This is a genomic window from Streptomyces sp. NRRL B-1347 (assembly GCF_000720325.1).
Taxonomy (GTDB): Bacteria; Actinomycetota; Actinomycetes; order Streptomycetales; family Streptomycetaceae; genus Streptomyces.
Window position 1 is genome coordinate 26,704 of record NZ_JOJM01000014.1, and the last position, 15,548, is coordinate 42,251.

15 protein-coding genes are annotated in these 15,548 nt (G+C 72.5%); 7 read left to right on the top strand and 8 right to left on the bottom strand.

From position 1 onward, the window contains the following. Positions 1-13: 13 nt before the first annotated feature. Together IG74_RS49365 and IG74_RS0114880 are read right to left on the bottom strand one after the other, a co-directional pair. Positions 14-166, bottom strand: coding sequence for a hypothetical protein (locus IG74_RS49365; RefSeq protein WP_420709894.1), 153 nt, complete (start codon positions 164-166; stop codon positions 14-16). Positions 167-381: 215 nt separating this feature from the next. Continuing rightward, entirely contained in the window at positions 382-1,128 is a 747-nt protein-coding gene (locus tag IG74_RS0114880; RefSeq protein WP_030675840.1) for an SDR family NAD(P)-dependent oxidoreductase, read from the bottom strand. A 176-nt stretch (positions 1,129-1,304) separates the two neighbouring features. Here IG74_RS0114880 and IG74_RS0114885 point away from each other — a divergent pair, with 176 nt between their 5' ends. Then, complete coding sequence (locus IG74_RS0114885) at positions 1,305-1,916, top strand: TetR/AcrR family transcriptional regulator (protein ID WP_030675842.1); 612 nt, start codon at positions 1,305-1,307, stop codon at positions 1,914-1,916. A 22-nt stretch (positions 1,917-1,938) separates the two neighbouring features. Here the strand turns inward: IG74_RS0114885 and IG74_RS0114890 are convergent, their stop codons facing one another. Beyond that, the gene (locus IG74_RS0114890; protein ID WP_030675844.1) at positions 1,939-3,111 is read right to left on the bottom strand and encodes an ABC transporter substrate-binding protein; all 1,173 of its coding nucleotides are present in this window, start codon (positions 3,109-3,111) and stop codon (positions 1,939-1,941) included. Positions 3,112-3,212: 101 nt separating this feature from the next. Next, on the bottom strand, positions 3,213-4,649 hold the full coding sequence (locus tag IG74_RS0114895; RefSeq protein ID WP_030675846.1) for a gamma-aminobutyraldehyde dehydrogenase: 1,437 nt from the start codon (positions 4,647-4,649) through the stop codon (positions 3,213-3,215). 161 nt (positions 4,650-4,810) lie between these two features. On the opposite strand from IG74_RS0114895, the gene IG74_RS0114900 reads away from it, so the two are divergent. The 6 genes from IG74_RS0114900 to IG74_RS0114925 all read left to right on the top strand — a co-directional run bounded on the left by IG74_RS0114900 (position 4,811) and on the right by IG74_RS0114925 (position 10,837). Next, positions 4,811-5,362 carry an Lrp/AsnC family transcriptional regulator gene (locus tag IG74_RS0114900; RefSeq protein ID WP_030675849.1) on the top strand — a complete coding sequence of 184 codons (552 nt, stop codon included), beginning with the start codon at positions 4,811-4,813 and terminating at the stop codon, positions 5,360-5,362. Further along, positions 5,347-6,726, top strand: a complete 1,380-nt coding sequence (locus IG74_RS0114905; RefSeq protein ID WP_030675851.1) for an aspartate aminotransferase family protein — start codon at positions 5,347-5,349, stop codon at positions 6,724-6,726. The genes IG74_RS0114900 and IG74_RS0114905 overlap by 16 nt, the downstream gene beginning before the upstream one ends. Before the next feature lie 171 nt (positions 6,727-6,897). Then, positions 6,898-7,785 carry an ABC transporter ATP-binding protein gene (locus tag IG74_RS0114910; protein ID WP_030675854.1) on the top strand — a complete coding sequence of 296 codons (888 nt, stop codon included), beginning with the start codon at positions 6,898-6,900 and terminating at the stop codon, positions 7,783-7,785. Further along, a complete protein-coding gene (locus tag IG74_RS0114915) occupies positions 7,767-8,924 on the top strand; it encodes a hypothetical protein (RefSeq protein ID WP_030675858.1) in 1,158 nt (385 codons plus the stop codon). The genes IG74_RS0114910 and IG74_RS0114915 overlap by 19 nt, the downstream gene beginning before the upstream one ends. Before the next feature lie 249 nt (positions 8,925-9,173). Continuing rightward, positions 9,174-9,578 carry a VOC family protein gene (locus tag IG74_RS0114920; protein WP_030675861.1) on the top strand — a complete coding sequence of 135 codons (405 nt, stop codon included), beginning with the start codon at positions 9,174-9,176 and terminating at the stop codon, positions 9,576-9,578. Positions 9,579-9,616: 38 nt separating this feature from the next. Further along, complete coding sequence (locus tag IG74_RS0114925) at positions 9,617-10,837, top strand: LOG family protein (protein ID WP_078868785.1); 1,221 nt, start codon at positions 9,617-9,619, stop codon at positions 10,835-10,837. Positions 10,838-10,844: 7 nt separating this feature from the next. Here the strand turns inward: IG74_RS0114925 and IG74_RS0114930 are convergent, their stop codons facing one another. From IG74_RS0114930 to IG74_RS0114945, 4 genes are read right to left on the bottom strand one after another with little or no spacing between them, the layout of a single operon-like run. Beyond that, entirely contained in the window at positions 10,845-11,630 is a 786-nt protein-coding gene (locus tag IG74_RS0114930) for a maleylpyruvate isomerase N-terminal domain-containing protein (protein WP_030675865.1), read from the bottom strand. Positions 11,631-11,640: 10 nt separating this feature from the next. Beyond that, positions 11,641-12,729, bottom strand: a complete 1,089-nt coding sequence (locus IG74_RS0114935) for an ABC transporter ATP-binding protein (protein ID WP_051854911.1) — start codon at positions 12,727-12,729, stop codon at positions 11,641-11,643. Continuing rightward, the gene (locus IG74_RS0114940) at positions 12,729-14,426 is read right to left on the bottom strand and encodes an ABC transporter permease (protein ID WP_078868786.1); all 1,698 of its coding nucleotides are present in this window, start codon (positions 14,424-14,426) and stop codon (positions 12,729-12,731) included. Before IG74_RS0114940 ends, IG74_RS0114935 begins: the two co-directional genes overlap by 1 nt. Continuing rightward, a complete protein-coding gene (locus IG74_RS0114945; protein ID WP_030675872.1) occupies positions 14,402-15,493 on the bottom strand; it encodes a thiamine ABC transporter substrate-binding protein in 1,092 nt (363 codons plus the stop codon). The genes IG74_RS0114940 and IG74_RS0114945 overlap by 25 nt, the downstream gene beginning before the upstream one ends. Between the last annotated feature and the right edge of the window lie 55 nt (positions 15,494-15,548).

Here is a 15,548-nt window from a genome sequence, read left to right on the forward strand (position 1 = left end):
CGCCCCGACCGCGTCAGCCTCCGGCGCGGGCGAGCGGCGGCACGATCGCCCGCGCGTCCACGCCCCGCCCCACCCAAAGGCCGATGAGCAGCGCCGCCGTCGCCTCCACGAGCCCGGCCCGCCGGAGCCCACCGGCGTCGTCCGCCTCGCACCCGAGGCCGCGCACCAACTCCCGTACGACGTCGAGTGCTTCGGCTGGAGTACCACGGCCTGGTGACGCGCCGGTCGTTCGGCGCCTGGGCCTTCAACCGAGCGGAGGCCTCTTAGCGGGGCAGCGCCCCGAAGGGGCGCGAGGCTCTGGCATTTTGCGGCTCCGCCGCGTGGGCGCGCCCAGCCCCCGGCGACCCGCAGCCGAAGAACCCGCACAATCCAGCGAAGCGCCTACGCGTTGGTGCCGCCGTCCACCGTGAAGTCCGCGCCCGTGATCGAGCGGCCCCCCGGGCCCACCAGGTGCGCGACCGTGGCGGCTATGTCGTCGGTCTCCGCGTAGCGGCCGAGTGCGGACAGGCCGCGCTGGAAGTCGGCGCTCTCGCCGGCGGCGGGGTTCATGTCGGTGTCCGTGGAGCCCGGGTGGACGAGGTTGACGGTGATGCCGCGCGGGCCGAGCTCGCGGGCGAGGGCCTTGGTGAAGCCGGTCAGGGCGGACTTGCTCATCGAGTAGAGGACGATGCCGGGGAACGGCGCGCGGCCCACGAGGCTGCTGCCGATGCTCACGATGCGCCCGCCCTCCGGCAGGTGCGCGAGCGCGGCCTGGGCGCCGAGGAACGCGGCGCGGGCGTGGATCGCCAGGGTGCGGTCCAGCTCGTCGAGGCCGACCTCCTCGACCGGCCCGTGCGGGAAGACGCCCGCGTTGTTCACGAGGATGTCGAGGCGGCCCAGCTCGCGCGCCGCCCGCTCCACCGCATCGGTGACCGCGTCGGCCTCGGCCGCGTCGGCCTGGATGGCCACCGCCCGCCGCCCGAGCGCCTCCACCTCGGCGACGACGGCCTCGGCCTTCGCCTTGCCCGCGGGGCTCACATAGGTGAACGCCACGTCGGCGCCGTCCCGCGCGAGCCGCTTGACGATCGCCGCCCCGATGCCCCGGCTGCCGCCCGTGACCAGCGCGGCCTTGCCCTGGAGGTCCGTCATCCCCTGCCCCAAATCTCTCGGTGAGTAAGGGCGGCACGCACAGCCGCGTACCGCCACGCCGATTTCTGTGTCGATCGGCACAGAAACTTTCACACGAGCGTTCCGCCACGTCAAGGCCTATATTTGTCAGTCACTACAGAAATGAATCGGCGACGGACACCAGGGAGGTGGGGGACGTGGCGGGACGCGGACGGCCCCGGAGCTTCGACCGGGACGCGGCCCTGCGCCGGGCCATGGAGGTGTTCTGGGAGCACGGCTACGAGGCCACGTCGATGACGGACCTCACCTCGGCCATGGGCATCGCGTCGCCCAGCCTGTACGCCGCGTTCGGCTCCAAGGAGCGCCTCTTCCAGGAGGCGGTGACCCTGTACAGCGCCACGGAGGGCTCGGCCATGGCGCGCGCGTTCACCGAGGTGCCCACCGCGCGCGGCGCCGTCGAGGCGGTCCTGCGCGAGAACGCGCGCGCGTACACCGACCCGGACCGGCCGACCGGCTGCATGATCGTGCTGGCCGCGACCAACTGCTCGGCGGCGAACGCGCCGGTGCGCGACCACCTGGCGGCCTGGCGCCGCACGGGCGCCGAGATGATGGCCGACCGGCTGCGCCGCGGCGTCGACGAGGGGGAACTCCCCGCCACCACGGACACGGAGGCCGCGGCCGCCTTCTACACCACGGTCATCCAGGGCATGTCGGTCCAGTCCCGCGACGGCGCGACCCGCGCGGACCTGGACAGGACGGTGGACCGGGCGATGGCGGCCTGGGAGGCGGTGCTCGCGCCCGGCGCGTAGCGCACGCCGCAGCCCGGGAGGGTCAGAGGCCCACGATCGAGTTCCACCGCCGCGCGAACTCCGTGCGCTCGTCCGACGTGATGTCCCGCGCGATCGCGAGCCGTTCGCGCATCGCGTCGTCGGGGAAGACCAGCGGGTCCTCGGCGAGCGCGGCGAGGTCCTTGTCCTTGGCGGAGGCGAGGACGTCGCGGGCCGCGGGCACGGGGCAGACGTAGTTGACCCAGGCGGCGAGCGAGGCGGCGACCTCGGGGTCGTAGTAGTGGTCGATCAGGCGCTCGGCGTTGCGCTTGTGGCGGGCGAGGTTGGGGATCATCAGGGACTCGGCCCACAGCTCGGCGCCCTCCTCGGGGACGACGAACGCGATGTCGGGGTCGTCGGCCTGGAGCTGGATGACGTCGCCGCTGTAGGCCTGGCAGGCGAGGACGTCGCCGCTGGCGAGGTCCTTGATGTAGTCGTTGCCGGTGAAGCGGCGGACGTGGTGGCCGCGCACGCGCTTCTCCAGGCCGTCGCACATGCGGTGGAAGTCGTCCCCGGTCCACTTCCTGATGTCGACGCCGTCGCCCTGCATCAGCAGCGCGAACGCCTCGTCGAGCCCGGACAGGAGCGTGACCCGGCCCTTCAGGTCGTCGGCCCACAGGTCCGACACGTGCCGGATCTCGCGGCCGAGCCGCCGCTTGTTGTACGCGATGCCGGTGATGCCGGACTGCCACGGCACGGAGAACCTCCGGCCCTCGTCGAAGTGCGGCGTGCGCAGGATCGGGTCGAGGTGCTCGGCCACGTTGGGCTGCCGGGAGCGGTCCATCTCCTGCACCCAGCCGAGGCGCACGAAGCGCGCGCACATCCAGTCGCTGATGACGACGAGGTCCCGGCCGGTCTCCTGATGGTTCATCAGGGACGGGCTGATCTTGCCGAAGAACTCGTCGTTGTCGTTGATCTCCTCGGTGTAGCGGACGTCGATGCCGGTCCGCTTCTCGAAGGCGTCGAGGGTGGGGCGCCTGGTCTTGTCCTCGTCGTCGGTGTCGATGTACAGCGGCCAGTTGGCGAACGTCAGCTTCTTGTCCCGGCCGGAGAGGTCCTTCGCGGCGCGGTCCGACGCGTCGACGTAAGCGGCGGGCACCCCGCAGCCCGCGAGGGCGCCGAGGACTCCCGCCGCGCCGATGCCCTTGAGGAACGTACGACGTGCGGCAACTGTCATGCCCCCACCCTCACTTCACGCACGAGGGGCGGGCAATGGACAAGGTGTCCACCGCCCGCCCCGAAGACGACTCAGAACGTCAGCCCCGCGGGGCCGGAACGTCAGTCGAGCGACGTCATGACGTGCTTGATGCGGGTGTAGTCGTCGAAGCCGTAGGCGGAGAGGTCCTTGCCGTAGCCGGACTTCTTGAAGCCGCCGTGCGGCATCTCGGCGACCAGCGGGATGTGCGTGTTGATCCAGACGCAGCCGAAGTCGAGCACCTTGGACATGCGCATCGCGCGGGAGTGGTCCTTGGTCCACACCGAGGAGGCGAGGGCGTACTCCACGCCGTTCGCGTAACTGACGGCCTGGGCCTCGTCCGTGAAGGACTGGACCGTGATGACCGGGCCGAAGACCTCCTTCTGGATGATCTCGTCGTCCTGCTTGAGCCCGGAGACGACGGTCGGCGCGTAGAAGTAGCCCTTGTCGCCGACCCGGTGGCCGCCCGCCTCGACCTTGGCGTGCGCGGGCAGCCGGTCGATGAAGCCGGAGACCTGCGCCAGCTGGTTGGCGTTGTTCAGCGGGCCGTACAGCACGTCCTCGTCGTCCGGCAGGCCGGTCTTGGTGTCGGCGGCGGCCTTGGCGAGGGCGGTGACGAACTCGTCGTGGATCGACTCGTGGACGAGCACGCGGGTCGCGGCCGTACAGTCCTGGCCCGCGTTGAAGAAGCCCGCCACCGAGATGTCCTCGACGGCCTTGGCGAGGTCGGTGTCCTCGAAGACCACGACGGGCGCCTTGCCGCCGAGCTCCAGGTGGACGCGCTTGAGGTCCTTGGCGGCCGACTCGGCCACCTGCATGCCCGCGCGCACCGAGCCGGTGATGGAGGCCATCGCCGGGGTGGGGTGCTCGACCATCATGCGGCCCGTGTCGCGGTCGCCGGTGACCACGTTGAAGACGCCGGGCGGTACGACGGAGCCGATGATCTCGGCCATCAGGACGGTCGACGCCGGGGTGGTGTCCGACGGCTTGAGCACGACCGTGTTGCCCGCGGCGAGCGCCGGGGCGAACTTCCACACGGCCATCATCATCGGGTAGTTCCACGGCGCGACCTGCGCGCAGACGCCGACGGGCTCGCGGCGGACGATGGAGGTCAGGCCCTCCATGTACTCACCGGCGGCGCGGCCCTCCAGCATCCGGGCCGCACCCGCGAAGAAGCGGATCTGGTCCACCATCGGCGGGATCTCTTCGGAGCGGGTGAGGCCGATCGGCTTGCCCGTGTTCTCGACCTCGGCGGCGATGAGCTCCTCGGCGCGCTCCTCGAAGGCGTCCGCGATCTTCAGCAGGGCCTTCTGCCGCTCGGCGGGCACGAGGTCGCGCCAGGCCGGGAAGGCGTCGGCGGCGGCCTTCATCGCCGCGTCGACGTCGGCCTGTCCGGACAGCGGCGCCACGGCGTACGCCTCGCCGGTCGCCGGGTTGATCACCTCGGTGGTCCGTCCGTCGGCCGCGTCCCGGAATTCTCCGTTGATGTAATTGCGCAGACGGCGCAGCTCGGTGCTCACTTCCGGCCCTCCAGTCAGTGTCCAGTGGATGAGACACCCACCCTAGTCCGTACACCGACGCTTTCAACATACCCAGCAGCCCAGGACTGCGAAATCCGCACGCCAGAAGTCCTTCAGCAACGAATTTCATCGATCTGCCCTTGCGTAACTGACGAGACCTCGTGCACAGTGAAGTCGTGGCCAGTCGAAGCACAGACCCCAGCAGCCCCCGCGAGGGGGCGACCACCCGCCCCGCCACCGGTGGCGGCCGCGGCCAGAGCGGATCGCCGTCGGTCGACGCCGTCTCCCTGGCGATCATCGAACAGCTCCAGGAGGACGGCCGCAGGCCGTACGCCGCGATCGGCAAGGCCGTCGGCCTCTCCGAGGCGGCCGTGCGCCAGCGCGTCCAGAAGCTCCTGGACCAGGGCGTGATGCAGATCGTCGCCGTGACGGACCCGCTCACCGTGGGCTTCCGCCGCCAAGCGATGGTCGGCATCGACGTGGAGGGCGACGTGGACCCGGTCGCCGACGCCGTCGCCGCGATGCCGGAGGCGGAGTACGTGGTGATGACCGCGGGCTCGCACGACCTGCTCGTGGAGATCGTCTGCGAGGACGACGACCACCTCCTGGAGGTCATCAACAAACGGATCCGCGCCCTCCCCGGCGTGCGTTCGACCGAGAGCTTCGTCTACCTCAAGCTGAAGAAGCAGACCTACATGTGGGGAACCCGATAGCCGTGAGCAAGGACCTCAGCAAAACCGCGTACGACCACCTGTGGATGCACTTCACGCGCATGTCGTCGTACGAGAACACGCCCGTGCCCACCATCGTGCGCGGTGAAGGCACCTACATCTACGACGACAAGGGCAAGAAGTACCTCGACGGTCTCGCGGGCCTGTTCGTGGTCCAGGCCGGACACGGCCGCCGTGAGCTCGCCGAAGTCGCCGCCAAGCAGGCGGCCGACCTCGCCTTCTTCCCCATCTGGTCGTACGCCCACCCGAGCGCCGTCGAACTGGCGGAGCGCCTCGCCCACTACGCCCCCGGCGACCTGAACAAGGTCTTCTTCACCACCGGCGGCGGCGAGGCCGTCGAGACCGCGTGGAAGCTGGCGAAGCAATACCACAAGCTCACCGGCAACCACACGAAGTACAAGGTCATCTCGCGCGCGGTCGCCTACCACGGCACCCCGCAGGGCGCCCTGTCCATCACCGGCCTGCCCGCCCTGAAGGCCCCCTTCGAGCCGCTGGTCCCGGGCGCCCACAAGGTCCCGAACACCAACATCTACCGCGCCCCCATCCACGGCGACGACCCGGAGGCCTTCGGCCGCTGGGCCGCCGACCAGATCGAGCAGGAGATCCTCTTCGAGGGCCCGGAGACGGTCGCCGCGGTCTTCCTGGAGCCGGTGCAGAACGCGGGCGGCTGCTTCCCGCCCCCGCCCGGCTACTTCCAGCGCGTGCGCGAGATCTGCGACAAGTACGACGTGCTCCTCGTCTCCGACGAGGTCATCTGCGCCTTCGGCCGCCTCGGCACGATGTTCGCCTGCGACAAGTTCGGCTACGTGCCGGACATCATCACCTGCGCCAAGGGCATGACCTCGGGCTACTCCCCGATCGGCGCGGCCATCGTCTCCGACCGCATCGCCGAGCCGTTCTACAAGGGCGACAACACCTTCCTGCACGGCTACACCTTCGGCGGCCACCCGGTCTCCGCGGCCGTCGGCCTGGCCAACCTCGACCTCTTCGAGCGCGAGGGCCTCAACCAGCACGTGCTGGACAACGAGGGCGCGTTCCTCTCCACCCTCCAGAAGCTGCACGACCTGCCGATCGTCGGCGACGTCCGCGGCAACGGCTTCTTTTACGGCATCGAGCTGGTGAAGGACAAGGCCACCAAGGAGTCCTTCACGGACGAGGAGTCGGAGCGCGTGCTCTACGGCTTCGTCTCCAAGAAGCTCTTCGAGTACGGCCTGTACTGCCGCGCCGACGACCGCGGTGACCCCGTCATCCAGCTGTCGCCGCCGCTGATCTCCGACCAGTCCACGTTCGACGAGATCGAGGGCATCGTCCGCCAGGTCCTGACGGAGGCCTGGACCAAGATCTGACCCGGCGCGAAACCGGCCCGGGCGCACCCATCCGAGTGAGATGGGTGCGCCCGGGCCGCGTCCTTGTCCGGGGTCCCGCGGCAAATCCCTAGCGTGCCCAGTGACCGATCGGCCCAGCCTTCGTTCCCCCGTACGGGGGAGGCGATCTGATCTGAACCGAGGTGTACGCCCATGGTGGCCCCGCCGGACAACGACGTGCTGTGGGCCCGTGCCCTGCACGTCACGCTCAACGGCACTCCCGCACTCACCGGCGTCTCGCTCGGTGTCCGCGAGGGCGAGATCCTCGCGGTCGGCGGCCCGCGCGGCAGCGGCAAGACGACGCTCCTGCGCTGTCTGTCCGGCCAGCTCGCGCCGCAGCGGGGCGAGGTCTGGTTCAACTCCACGCCCGTGCACACCATGGGCCCGCTGGTCCGGGAGCGGCTGCGCCGCGACCGGTTCGGCTGGATCGACCCCGAGCCCGCCCTCGTGCCGGAGCTGACCGGCTGGGAGAACGCCGCGCTCGCGCTGCTCCTGCGCGGCGCCCCGCACCGCACCGCCAAGCGCGCCGCCCTGGAGTGGCTGGAGCGCCTCGACGCAGGCGACTGCGCCCGCAAGCGGCCGCACGCCCTCACCCGCGCCGAGTGCCAGCGCGTGGCCGTCGCCCGCGCCCTCGCCGCGACCCCGGCCGTCCTCTTCGCGGACGAGCCCACCGCGCCGCTGCACCGCGCCGACCGCGCGCACGTCCTGCGCACCCTGACGACGGCCGCCCGCTCGCACGGCATCACCGTCGTCCTCGCCACCCACGACGCGGAGGTCGCCGCCCTCGCCGACCGCACGGTCGCCCTCCTGGACGGCCGCCGCGTGAACACGCTCCACCTGCCCGACGACGGCTTCACGCCCAGTGCCGACGGCTCCGGGGCCGCAGCGGGTGCGGCGGACGGAGCCGCGGGAGCCTCAGGGGCCTCAGGGGCCTCGGCGGCCGAGCGGCCCGGGGCCGCGGTCACCGGCGGCCAGGGCGGCTCCGGGCGGCCCGGTGGCTCCGACGCGGAAGGCCGGGCCGCGTGCTCGCTCTCCGTCTAGCGCGCGGCGCCCACCCCCTGGTCCTGCTGCGCCGCCTGCTCGTCGCCGCCGCGGCGGCCGGGACCGGATTCCTGCTCCTGTGCGCGCTCGGCCACGCCCTGGGCCACCCGGGCTCCAGCGGCGCCGCCGCGCGCCTGGCCTGGTGCGCGCTGCCGCTCGCCGCCACCGTGTACTTCGCCGTCGCCGTGGCCCGCAGCGACCCCGGCACCAAGCCGCGCCCCGGACTCTCCTCGGTCGGCCTCGGCCCCGGCCGGCTCATGGTCGTCTCGGCCATGACCACGGCGGTGGCCTGCACGCTCGGGTCCATGGTGGCGCTGCTGTTCTTCCTGCACCTGCGCGGCGACCTCACCGGTCTGCCCTTCGACGGCGCCGCCGCCGACCTCCTCGCCGCCGACCGGCCGCTGCCGCTCGCCGCCGCGCTCACGCTGCTCGCCCTGGCACCGCTCGGCGCGTCCGTCGCGGTCGCGCTCACGCTCCGCCCGCGGCGCGCGAAGCCCGGTGCCCAGCCGCCCGACCCCGACGCCCCGCCCCCCGCGCCGGGCGGCCTGCCGTGGGGCGTGGCCCTGCTCGCGGCCGGGCTCGCCGTCGAGACGTACGCGAGCGGCGCCGACGCCGCGCCGGGCCTGCGCATGCCCGGCGGCATCGACGGCAGCCCGGCCGGCGTGCTCACCGGCTGGGCGCTCACCGCGGTCGGCCTGGCCCTCGCCGGACCCGGCCTCACCCATCTGTGCGGACGCCTGCTGCAAGCGGTGCGGCCCGGGGCGCTGCGGCTGCTCGCGGGGCGCGTACTGATGCGGGAGGCGCGCCGGATCGGCCAGCCACTCGGCGTGGTGTGCGCGGTGGCGTCCGGCGCGTACGCGCTGACCACGCTGCACGCGGCGGGCGGCCGCGCGGACATCGGCCCGCTCACCACGCTCGGCGCGCTGCTCGTCGCGGGCTGCACGGTGCTCACCCTGGCCACCGCGGCGGCCGAGTCCCGCCACGCCCGCGCCTCGACCCAGGCGGCACTGGTCCGCCTCGGCGCGCCCGCGTCCCTGCTCCGCGGCTCCGCTGCCCTGCGCACGGGGGTGCTCGCGGCCACGTTCGGGCCCCTGACCTGGCTGGTGGCCCAGCTGTCCGCGATGCCGCTGGCGCGCTGAGGACGGGAGTTCCGGCGCGGGGCCCGAGGGCTGGAGTACCGGTGCGCGGCCCCTGGAGCACCGGTGCGCGGCCGGAGGCTGGAGCGCCGACGTGAGGCCCGAGTACGGCAGTTCCGGCGCCGGGCCCGAGCCCGTCACGCATTCGCTCGAAAAAACTTCCGCACCACCGATGAGTTCTCGCCCGGCCTCCCGTCTACCCCTTCGTAAGACGCACCGCACACCGAACACCACCCGAGCGGGAGACACCTCATGTACCAGCAGATGATCTTCGTGAACCTGGCCGTGTCCGACGTCGAGGCCTCCAAGAAGTTCTTCACCGGGCTCGGCTACACGATCAACCCCCAGTTCACGACGGACGACTGCGCCTGCGTGGTGATCAGCGACACCATCGTCGCGATGCTGCTCGGCACGGCGCGCTACCAGGACTTCACCACCAAGGAGATCGCGGACTCCAGGAAGACCAGCGAGGTCCTGCTCTGTCTGAGCGCCGAGAGCCGCGCCCAGGTCGACGAGATCGCCGACAAGGCCGTCGCGGCCGGCGGCACGGCGGGCCGCACCCAGGACTACGGCACCATGTACGGCCGCAGCTTCGACGACCTCGACGGCCACACCTGGGAGATCATGTGGATGGACCCGGCCCAGGTCGAGGGCTGAGCCCCCCTCCCCCGCCGCCGGGTGCCTAGCATGGGCGGATGCTCCCCTCCGAAGCATCCGCCCCGCACCCCGGGGACCGCGAGATCGAGACGCTCACCGCGTTCGACGAGGTCGTCGCGGAACGCGGCTCACTGGCCGGATACCGCGTCCAGGCCGTCGATCTGACGGACCGTACGGACGTACTGCTGGCCGTCGACACCGCGGACGCCGTCTTCCTGGGCTGCCCCATGCGCGAGGCCGCGGCGGCCCGGGTCCGCGCCTCCGGCGCCCTGGTCTTCCCGCCCGTGCCCGGGCTGCCGTTCGACCCCTACCTCGCCCGCCTCTACACCCCGGGCGACCTGTTCGCGGGCCTGGCCGACGGCGGCTACGAGGCGACGCCGGACGCCCGCGCCTACGCCTGGTTCCAGCGCACCAAGGCCGACGGCGACGTCTTCGCCTCCATGCTGCGGGCGGTCCACGACGACTCCGTGTCCGACGCGCTCGACGAGCTCCTCCACGGCGCCCGGGTCGTGGGCGTCATGGGCGGCCACGCGATGGCCCGCGGCACCGACGCGTACGCGGCCGCCGCCCGGCTCGGACGCTCCCTCGCACGAGCCGGTCTCACGGTGGCCACGGGCGGCGGGCCCGGCGCCATGGAGGCGGCGAATCTCGGCGCGTACGCCGCCCCGTACGACGACACCATGCTCGACGAATCCCTCGAACTCCTCGCCAAGGCGCCCTCGTTCACGCCGTCGGTGACCGACTGGGCGAAGGCCGCGTTCGCCGTGCGGGAGCGGTGGCCGGACGGCGGGGCGTCGGTCGGCATCCCCACCTGGTTCTACGGCCACGAGCCGCCGAACGCGTTCGCCGCGCACCTCGCGAAGTACTTCGCCAACGCCACCCGCGAGGACGGGCTGCTGGCCCGCTCGAACGCGGGCGTCGTCTTCCTGCCCGGCGCCGCCGGCACGGTCCAGGAGATCTTCGACAACGCGACCCCCAACTACTACGGGTCCCGCGGCGAGCCCACCCCCATGATCCTGGTCGACCGGGCCCACTGGACGACCCACCTCCCGGCCTGGCCCCTCCTCCAGGCCCTGGCGAAGGACCGCCCGATGGCGGAACGCATCGCGCTGGTGGACGACGCGGAGAGTGCGGCAGAAGCACTTACCGCTGTGGGCAATCGTCCCGCAGGGCGAGTGGGGTATCCCCTGCTCGAGCGAAGCCGAGAGCTTGGGGAGGGGTGGGCACAGCCCCGAGGTGCCGCTCGGCCGTCAACGTAACCCGGCGTCAGCCAAAGGAGGCCCGCCTCAGCCAGAACTCCAGCAACTCCCGATCCCCCAACACCTCAACCCGCCCAGAATCCACCCCCCGCCGCCGGTAGAACGCGAGCAGCACCTCGGTCAACGGCCCCCGCAGCACCACGTCCGCGTCCGCCGCCCCCGGCCCCCGCTCCCACGCCACCCCGTCCGGCCCGAGCGCAATGACCCACCCCACCCCGGCGTCCACGGCGTGCAGCCCCAGCGTCCCCCCGTCCCCCGTCAGCTCCACCGCCCGCGGATCCGCCTTCGCCAGTTGCACGAACCGCACGATGTCCAGCCACTCGTCGATGGCGTCGGCGGCCACGTCGGGCGCGAGCTCGTACGCGGCGCCCACGGCGATCGCCGCGTCCGCCCGGTGGATGGCCAGCTCGTGCGTCATGCGCCGCGCCCAGAACCCGGCCGTGGCCTCCCCCGCCCAGGACCACACGGGCGTATCGGCATCGGCACCGCGCAGCGTCTCGTCGAACATCTCCGCGGTCTCGGCGAGCCACGCGTCGAGCGCGGCCGCGCCCGCCTCCTCGGGCCCTTCGAAGCCGGGCACCCGCGCGTCGGGGATGTTCTCCGTGGCCCGGGTCCGCACGTGCAGCTCGACCAGGCGCACCGCGCCGCCCATGTGCCGTACGAGCTGATCGAGGGTCCAGTCGGGGCAGGTGGGGACGGTCACCGACAGGTCGGCGCCGTCCAGCGTCGCCCGCAGACTCTCCAGCTGGGCGGCGACTTGGTGGCGGTAACGCTCGTACGGAAGGCAGGCCATGGGCGGGAGCCTAGGCCGTCGCACCCCGCCGCAGCACCACCACTTCCTCCACCGCGAAGCGCACGCCCACGCGCGCGCCCGGCTCCGGCGCGTCGCGCAGCCCGCACGCGGCCTCCAGGCGCGGCGCGCCCTCACCGTCGACGGGCTCCAGGCGCACGGCGACGTGCGTGCCCCGGAACGTGCGCCCCGTCACCACGCACGCGAGCCCGTCGTCCGCCTCCACGAGCCGCACTCCTGCGGGCCGTACGAGCAGCCGGCAGCGGCCGTCCGCCGTGCCGTCCGGCACCGGGACCTTGCCCCACGCGGTCGCGGCGGCCGCTCCCGTGACGGTCGCGTCGACCACGTTGTCGAAGCCGAGGAAGCGCGCCACGAACTCGTCGGCGGGCCTGCGCCACACCTCAAGAGGCGTACCGGACTGGGCGATCCGGCCGTCCCGCATCACCACGACCCGGTCGGCGAGCGCGAACGCCTCGCCCTGGTCGTGCGTGACCGCGAGCACCGTCGTGCCCAACTCCTGGAACAGCTCCCGCAGTTCGGCGACCAGCCGCTCCCGCAGGGACCGGTCGAGCTGGCCGAGCGGCTCGTCGAGCATCAGCAGGCGCGGCCGGGGCGCGAGGGCCCGGGCGAGCGCCACCCGCTGCTGCTCTCCACCCGAAAGCGAGGCGACGGCCCGCTTCTGCGCTCCCGGCAGGCCCACCAGGTCAAGGAGTTCCGCCACCCGCAGCGCCTGCTCGGCGCGCGGTACGCCGTGCATGCGCAGGCCGAAGGCCACGTTGCCCGCCACGTCGCGCTGCGGGAAGAGCTGGTGGTCCTGGAACATCAGGCCGACGCCCCGCTTGTGCGCGGGCACCCCCGCCTGGTCGCGGCCGCCGAGCACGACCCGTCCGGAGTCCAGCGCCTGGAGCCCGGCGACCGCGCGCAGCAGGGTGGACTTGCCGCTGCCGCTCGGCCCGAGCACGCACACGATCTCGTGCTCGGCGACGTCGAGGCCGACCGCGTCGAGTGCGGTGTGCGCGGCCCGGGCGCCGAAGCGCACGGTGGCCTCGTCGAGCCGCAGCAGCGCGCCCTGCGCGATCCCCGCGGGGGCCGTGGCGGTCATCAGAACTCTCCCGTCGTACGGTCCGTGCGCAGCCGCTCCAGGAGCAGGAGCGACACCGCGCACACCACCATGAGAATCGTCGAAAGGGCCATCGCCTGCCCGTAGTTGAGGTCACCGGGGCGGCCGAACAAGGTGGCCACCGCGACCGGCAGGGTCGGGTTGTCGGGCCGCGCGATGAACACCGTCGCGCCGAACTCGCCGAGCGACACCGCGAACGCGAACCCGGCCGCGATGAGCAGCGCGCGCCGCACCAGCGGCAGGTCGACCTCCCGCCAGGCCCGCAGCGGCGAGGCCCCGAGCACGGCCGCGGCCTCCCGCAGCCGCTCGTCCACGGCGCGCAGCACGGGCAGCATCGTACGGACCACGAACGGCACGCCCACCAGGGCCTGGGCGAGCGGCACCAGGAACCAGGACGCCCGCAGGTCCAGCGGCGGCTCGTCCAGGGCGATGAGGAAGCCGAAGCCGACCGTCACCGCGGACACGCCGAGCGGCAGCATGAGGAGCGCGTCGAAGCCGCGCACGAGCCGGCCCGCGCGCCGGGTCAGCGCCGCGGCCGCGAGCCCGCCGACGACCAGGGCGATGGCGGTGGCGACGGCCGCGTACTGGAGGGAGTTCCAGATCGCGTCGACGGGCGGCACCAGGAAGGCCCCGCCCTCCGTCGACGTCAGCTGCCGGTAGTACACGAAGCCGTAGCCCTCCGGGCCGTCGAGGGACCGCTGCACCAGGACGCCGAGCGGCAGCACGACCAGCACGGCCACGGTGAGCAGCACGAAGCCGAGCAGCCCCCACTGCCCGGCCCCGCGCGGCCTGCGCGCCGTCGTCGCGGCGTCGACGAGGCGCAGCGTGCTCTCGCGCCGGCGCACGGTCCAGGCGTGCACGGCCAGGACCCCGCCGACCGCCGCGAACTGCACGAGGGTGAGGACGGCGGCCGTCGGCAGGTCGAGCAGGTTGGCCGTCTGCCGGTAGATCTCCACTTCGAGCGTCGCGTACGTGGGTCCGCCGAGGATCTGCACGACGCCGAAGGACGTGAACGTGAACAGGAAGACCATCAGCGCGGCGGCGGCCACGGCGGGCGCGAGCGCGGGCAGCGTCACCGTCCGCCACGCGCGCGTGCGCGAGGCCCCGAGCATCCGCGCGGCCTCCTCCTGCCGCGGGTCGAGCTGGGACCACAGGCCGCCGACGGTGCGCACGACGACGGCGTAGTTGAAGAAGACGTGGGCGAGCAGGATCGCCCACACCGTGGTGTCCAGACGTACGCCCCACAGCTCGTCGAGCAGCCCGCCGCGCCCGATCAGCGCGAGGAAGGCCGTGCCCACGACGACGGTCGGCAGCACGAACGGCACGGTGACGACCGCCCGCAGCACCTGCTTGCCGGGGAAGTCGAAGCGCGCGAAGACATACGCGCCGGGGAGCGCGAAGAGCAGGGTGAGCGCCGTCGACGCGAGCGCCTGCCAGGTGGTGAACCACAGCACGTGCTGGATGTCCGACTGCCCGAGCACGTCGGCGATCCGCCCGAACTGCCAGGCGCCGTCCACCTTCAGGCCGCGCACGACGATCGCGGCGACCGGGTAGGCGAAGAAGACGGCGAAGAACGCGACGGGCAGGGCCATGAGCCCGAGCCGCGCCGCGCCGCCCCGCGACGGCCGCCGACCCTTGCGGGCCCGCGCCTTCGCTACTTCAGTACGAGCGAGGTCCACGACTTGACCCACGGCTCACGGTTGTCGGCGATCTTCTTGGGGGCCATCGTCCCGGGCTTCTCGACCTCGACGCCGTACTTCCGGAAGAGCTCGGGCACCTGCGCGCCCTTCCGCACGGGGTTCACGAACATCTGGAGCGGCATGTCGTCCTGGAACCGCTTGCCGGACAGGAAGTCGAGCAGGGCCTTGCCGCCCTTGGCGTTCTTGGCGTTGCTGAGCAGGCCCGCGTACTCGACCTGCCGGAAGCAGGTGCCGGTCGCGACGCCGGTCGGGGCCTCCTGGGGCCGCGGCTTGGCGTACAGGACCTCGACGGGCGGCGAGGAGGCGTACGACACCACGAGCGGCCGGTCGCCCTTGGCCTTGCGGCCGCCCGCGGAGCCGGAGAACTCCTGGTTGTAGGCCTGGTCCCAGCCGTCGACGACCTTGACGCCGTTGTCCTTGAGCTTCTTCCAGTAGCCCTGCCAGCCGTCGTCGCCGTACTGGGCGGCGGTGCCGAGCAGGAAGCCGAGCCCCGGCGAGGACGTGGAGGCGTTCTCGGTGACCAGCAGGTTCTTGTACGCGGGCTTGACCAGGTCGGCGAAGGTCCGCGGCGGCGCGAGCTTCTTGTCGGCGAAGTACTTCTTGTCGTAGTTCACGCAGATGTCGCCGCTGTCGACGGGCGTCACGCGGCGCTCGCCCTTGGCGAGCCGGTACTCCGGCAGGACCAGGCCCGCGTCCTTCGCCTCGTACGGCTGGAAGAGGCCGTTGTCGAGGGCGCGCGAGAGCAGGGTGTTGTCGACGCCGAAGAAGACGTCGCCCTGCGGGTTGCCCTTGGTGAGGATCGCCTTGTTGACGGCCTGGCCCGCGTCGCCGTCCTTGAGGATGCGGACCTTGTACCCGGAGGTCTTCTCGAAGTCCTTCAGGACGTCCTTGGAGACGTTGAAGGAGCTGTGGCTGACCAGGGTGACGTCCTTGGACCCCGTCCCGGAGCCGCCGCCCGAGTCACCGCCGGAGCCGCACGCGGAGACGGCGACGAGCCCGAGGCCCACCGCGACCGCGGTCAGAGTGGCCTTCTTGGTGGTGCTCACGTGAGTTCATTCCTCCTGGAGTGACCAGGAGAAGACGCGGCCCTGCCCGCGAACC

Excerpts from the sequence above, each read along its gene's own strand:
- IG74_RS0114880 (WP_030675840.1), bottom strand. The coding sequence starts at position 1,128 with ATGACGGACCTCCAGGGCAAGGCCGCGCTGGTCACGGGCGGCAGCCGG.
- IG74_RS0114890 (WP_030675844.1), bottom strand. The coding sequence starts at position 3,111 with ATGACAGTTGCCGCACGTCGTACGTTCCTCAAGGGCATCGGCGCGGCG.
- IG74_RS0114910 (WP_030675854.1), top strand. The coding sequence starts at position 6,898 with ATGGTGGCCCCGCCGGACAACGACGTGCTGTGGGCCCGTGCCCTGCAC.
- IG74_RS0114920 (WP_030675861.1), top strand. The coding sequence starts at position 9,174 with ATGTACCAGCAGATGATCTTCGTGAACCTGGCCGTGTCCGACGTCGAG.
- IG74_RS0114925 (WP_078868785.1), top strand. The coding sequence starts at position 9,617 with ATGCTCCCCTCCGAAGCATCCGCCCCGCACCCCGGGGACCGCGAGATC.
- IG74_RS0114930 (WP_030675865.1), bottom strand. The coding sequence starts at position 11,630 with ATGGCCTGCCTTCCGTACGAGCGTTACCGCCACCAAGTCGCCGCCCAG.
- IG74_RS0114935 (WP_051854911.1), bottom strand. The coding sequence starts at position 12,729 with ATGACCGCCACGGCCCCCGCGGGGATCGCGCAGGGCGCGCTGCTGCGG.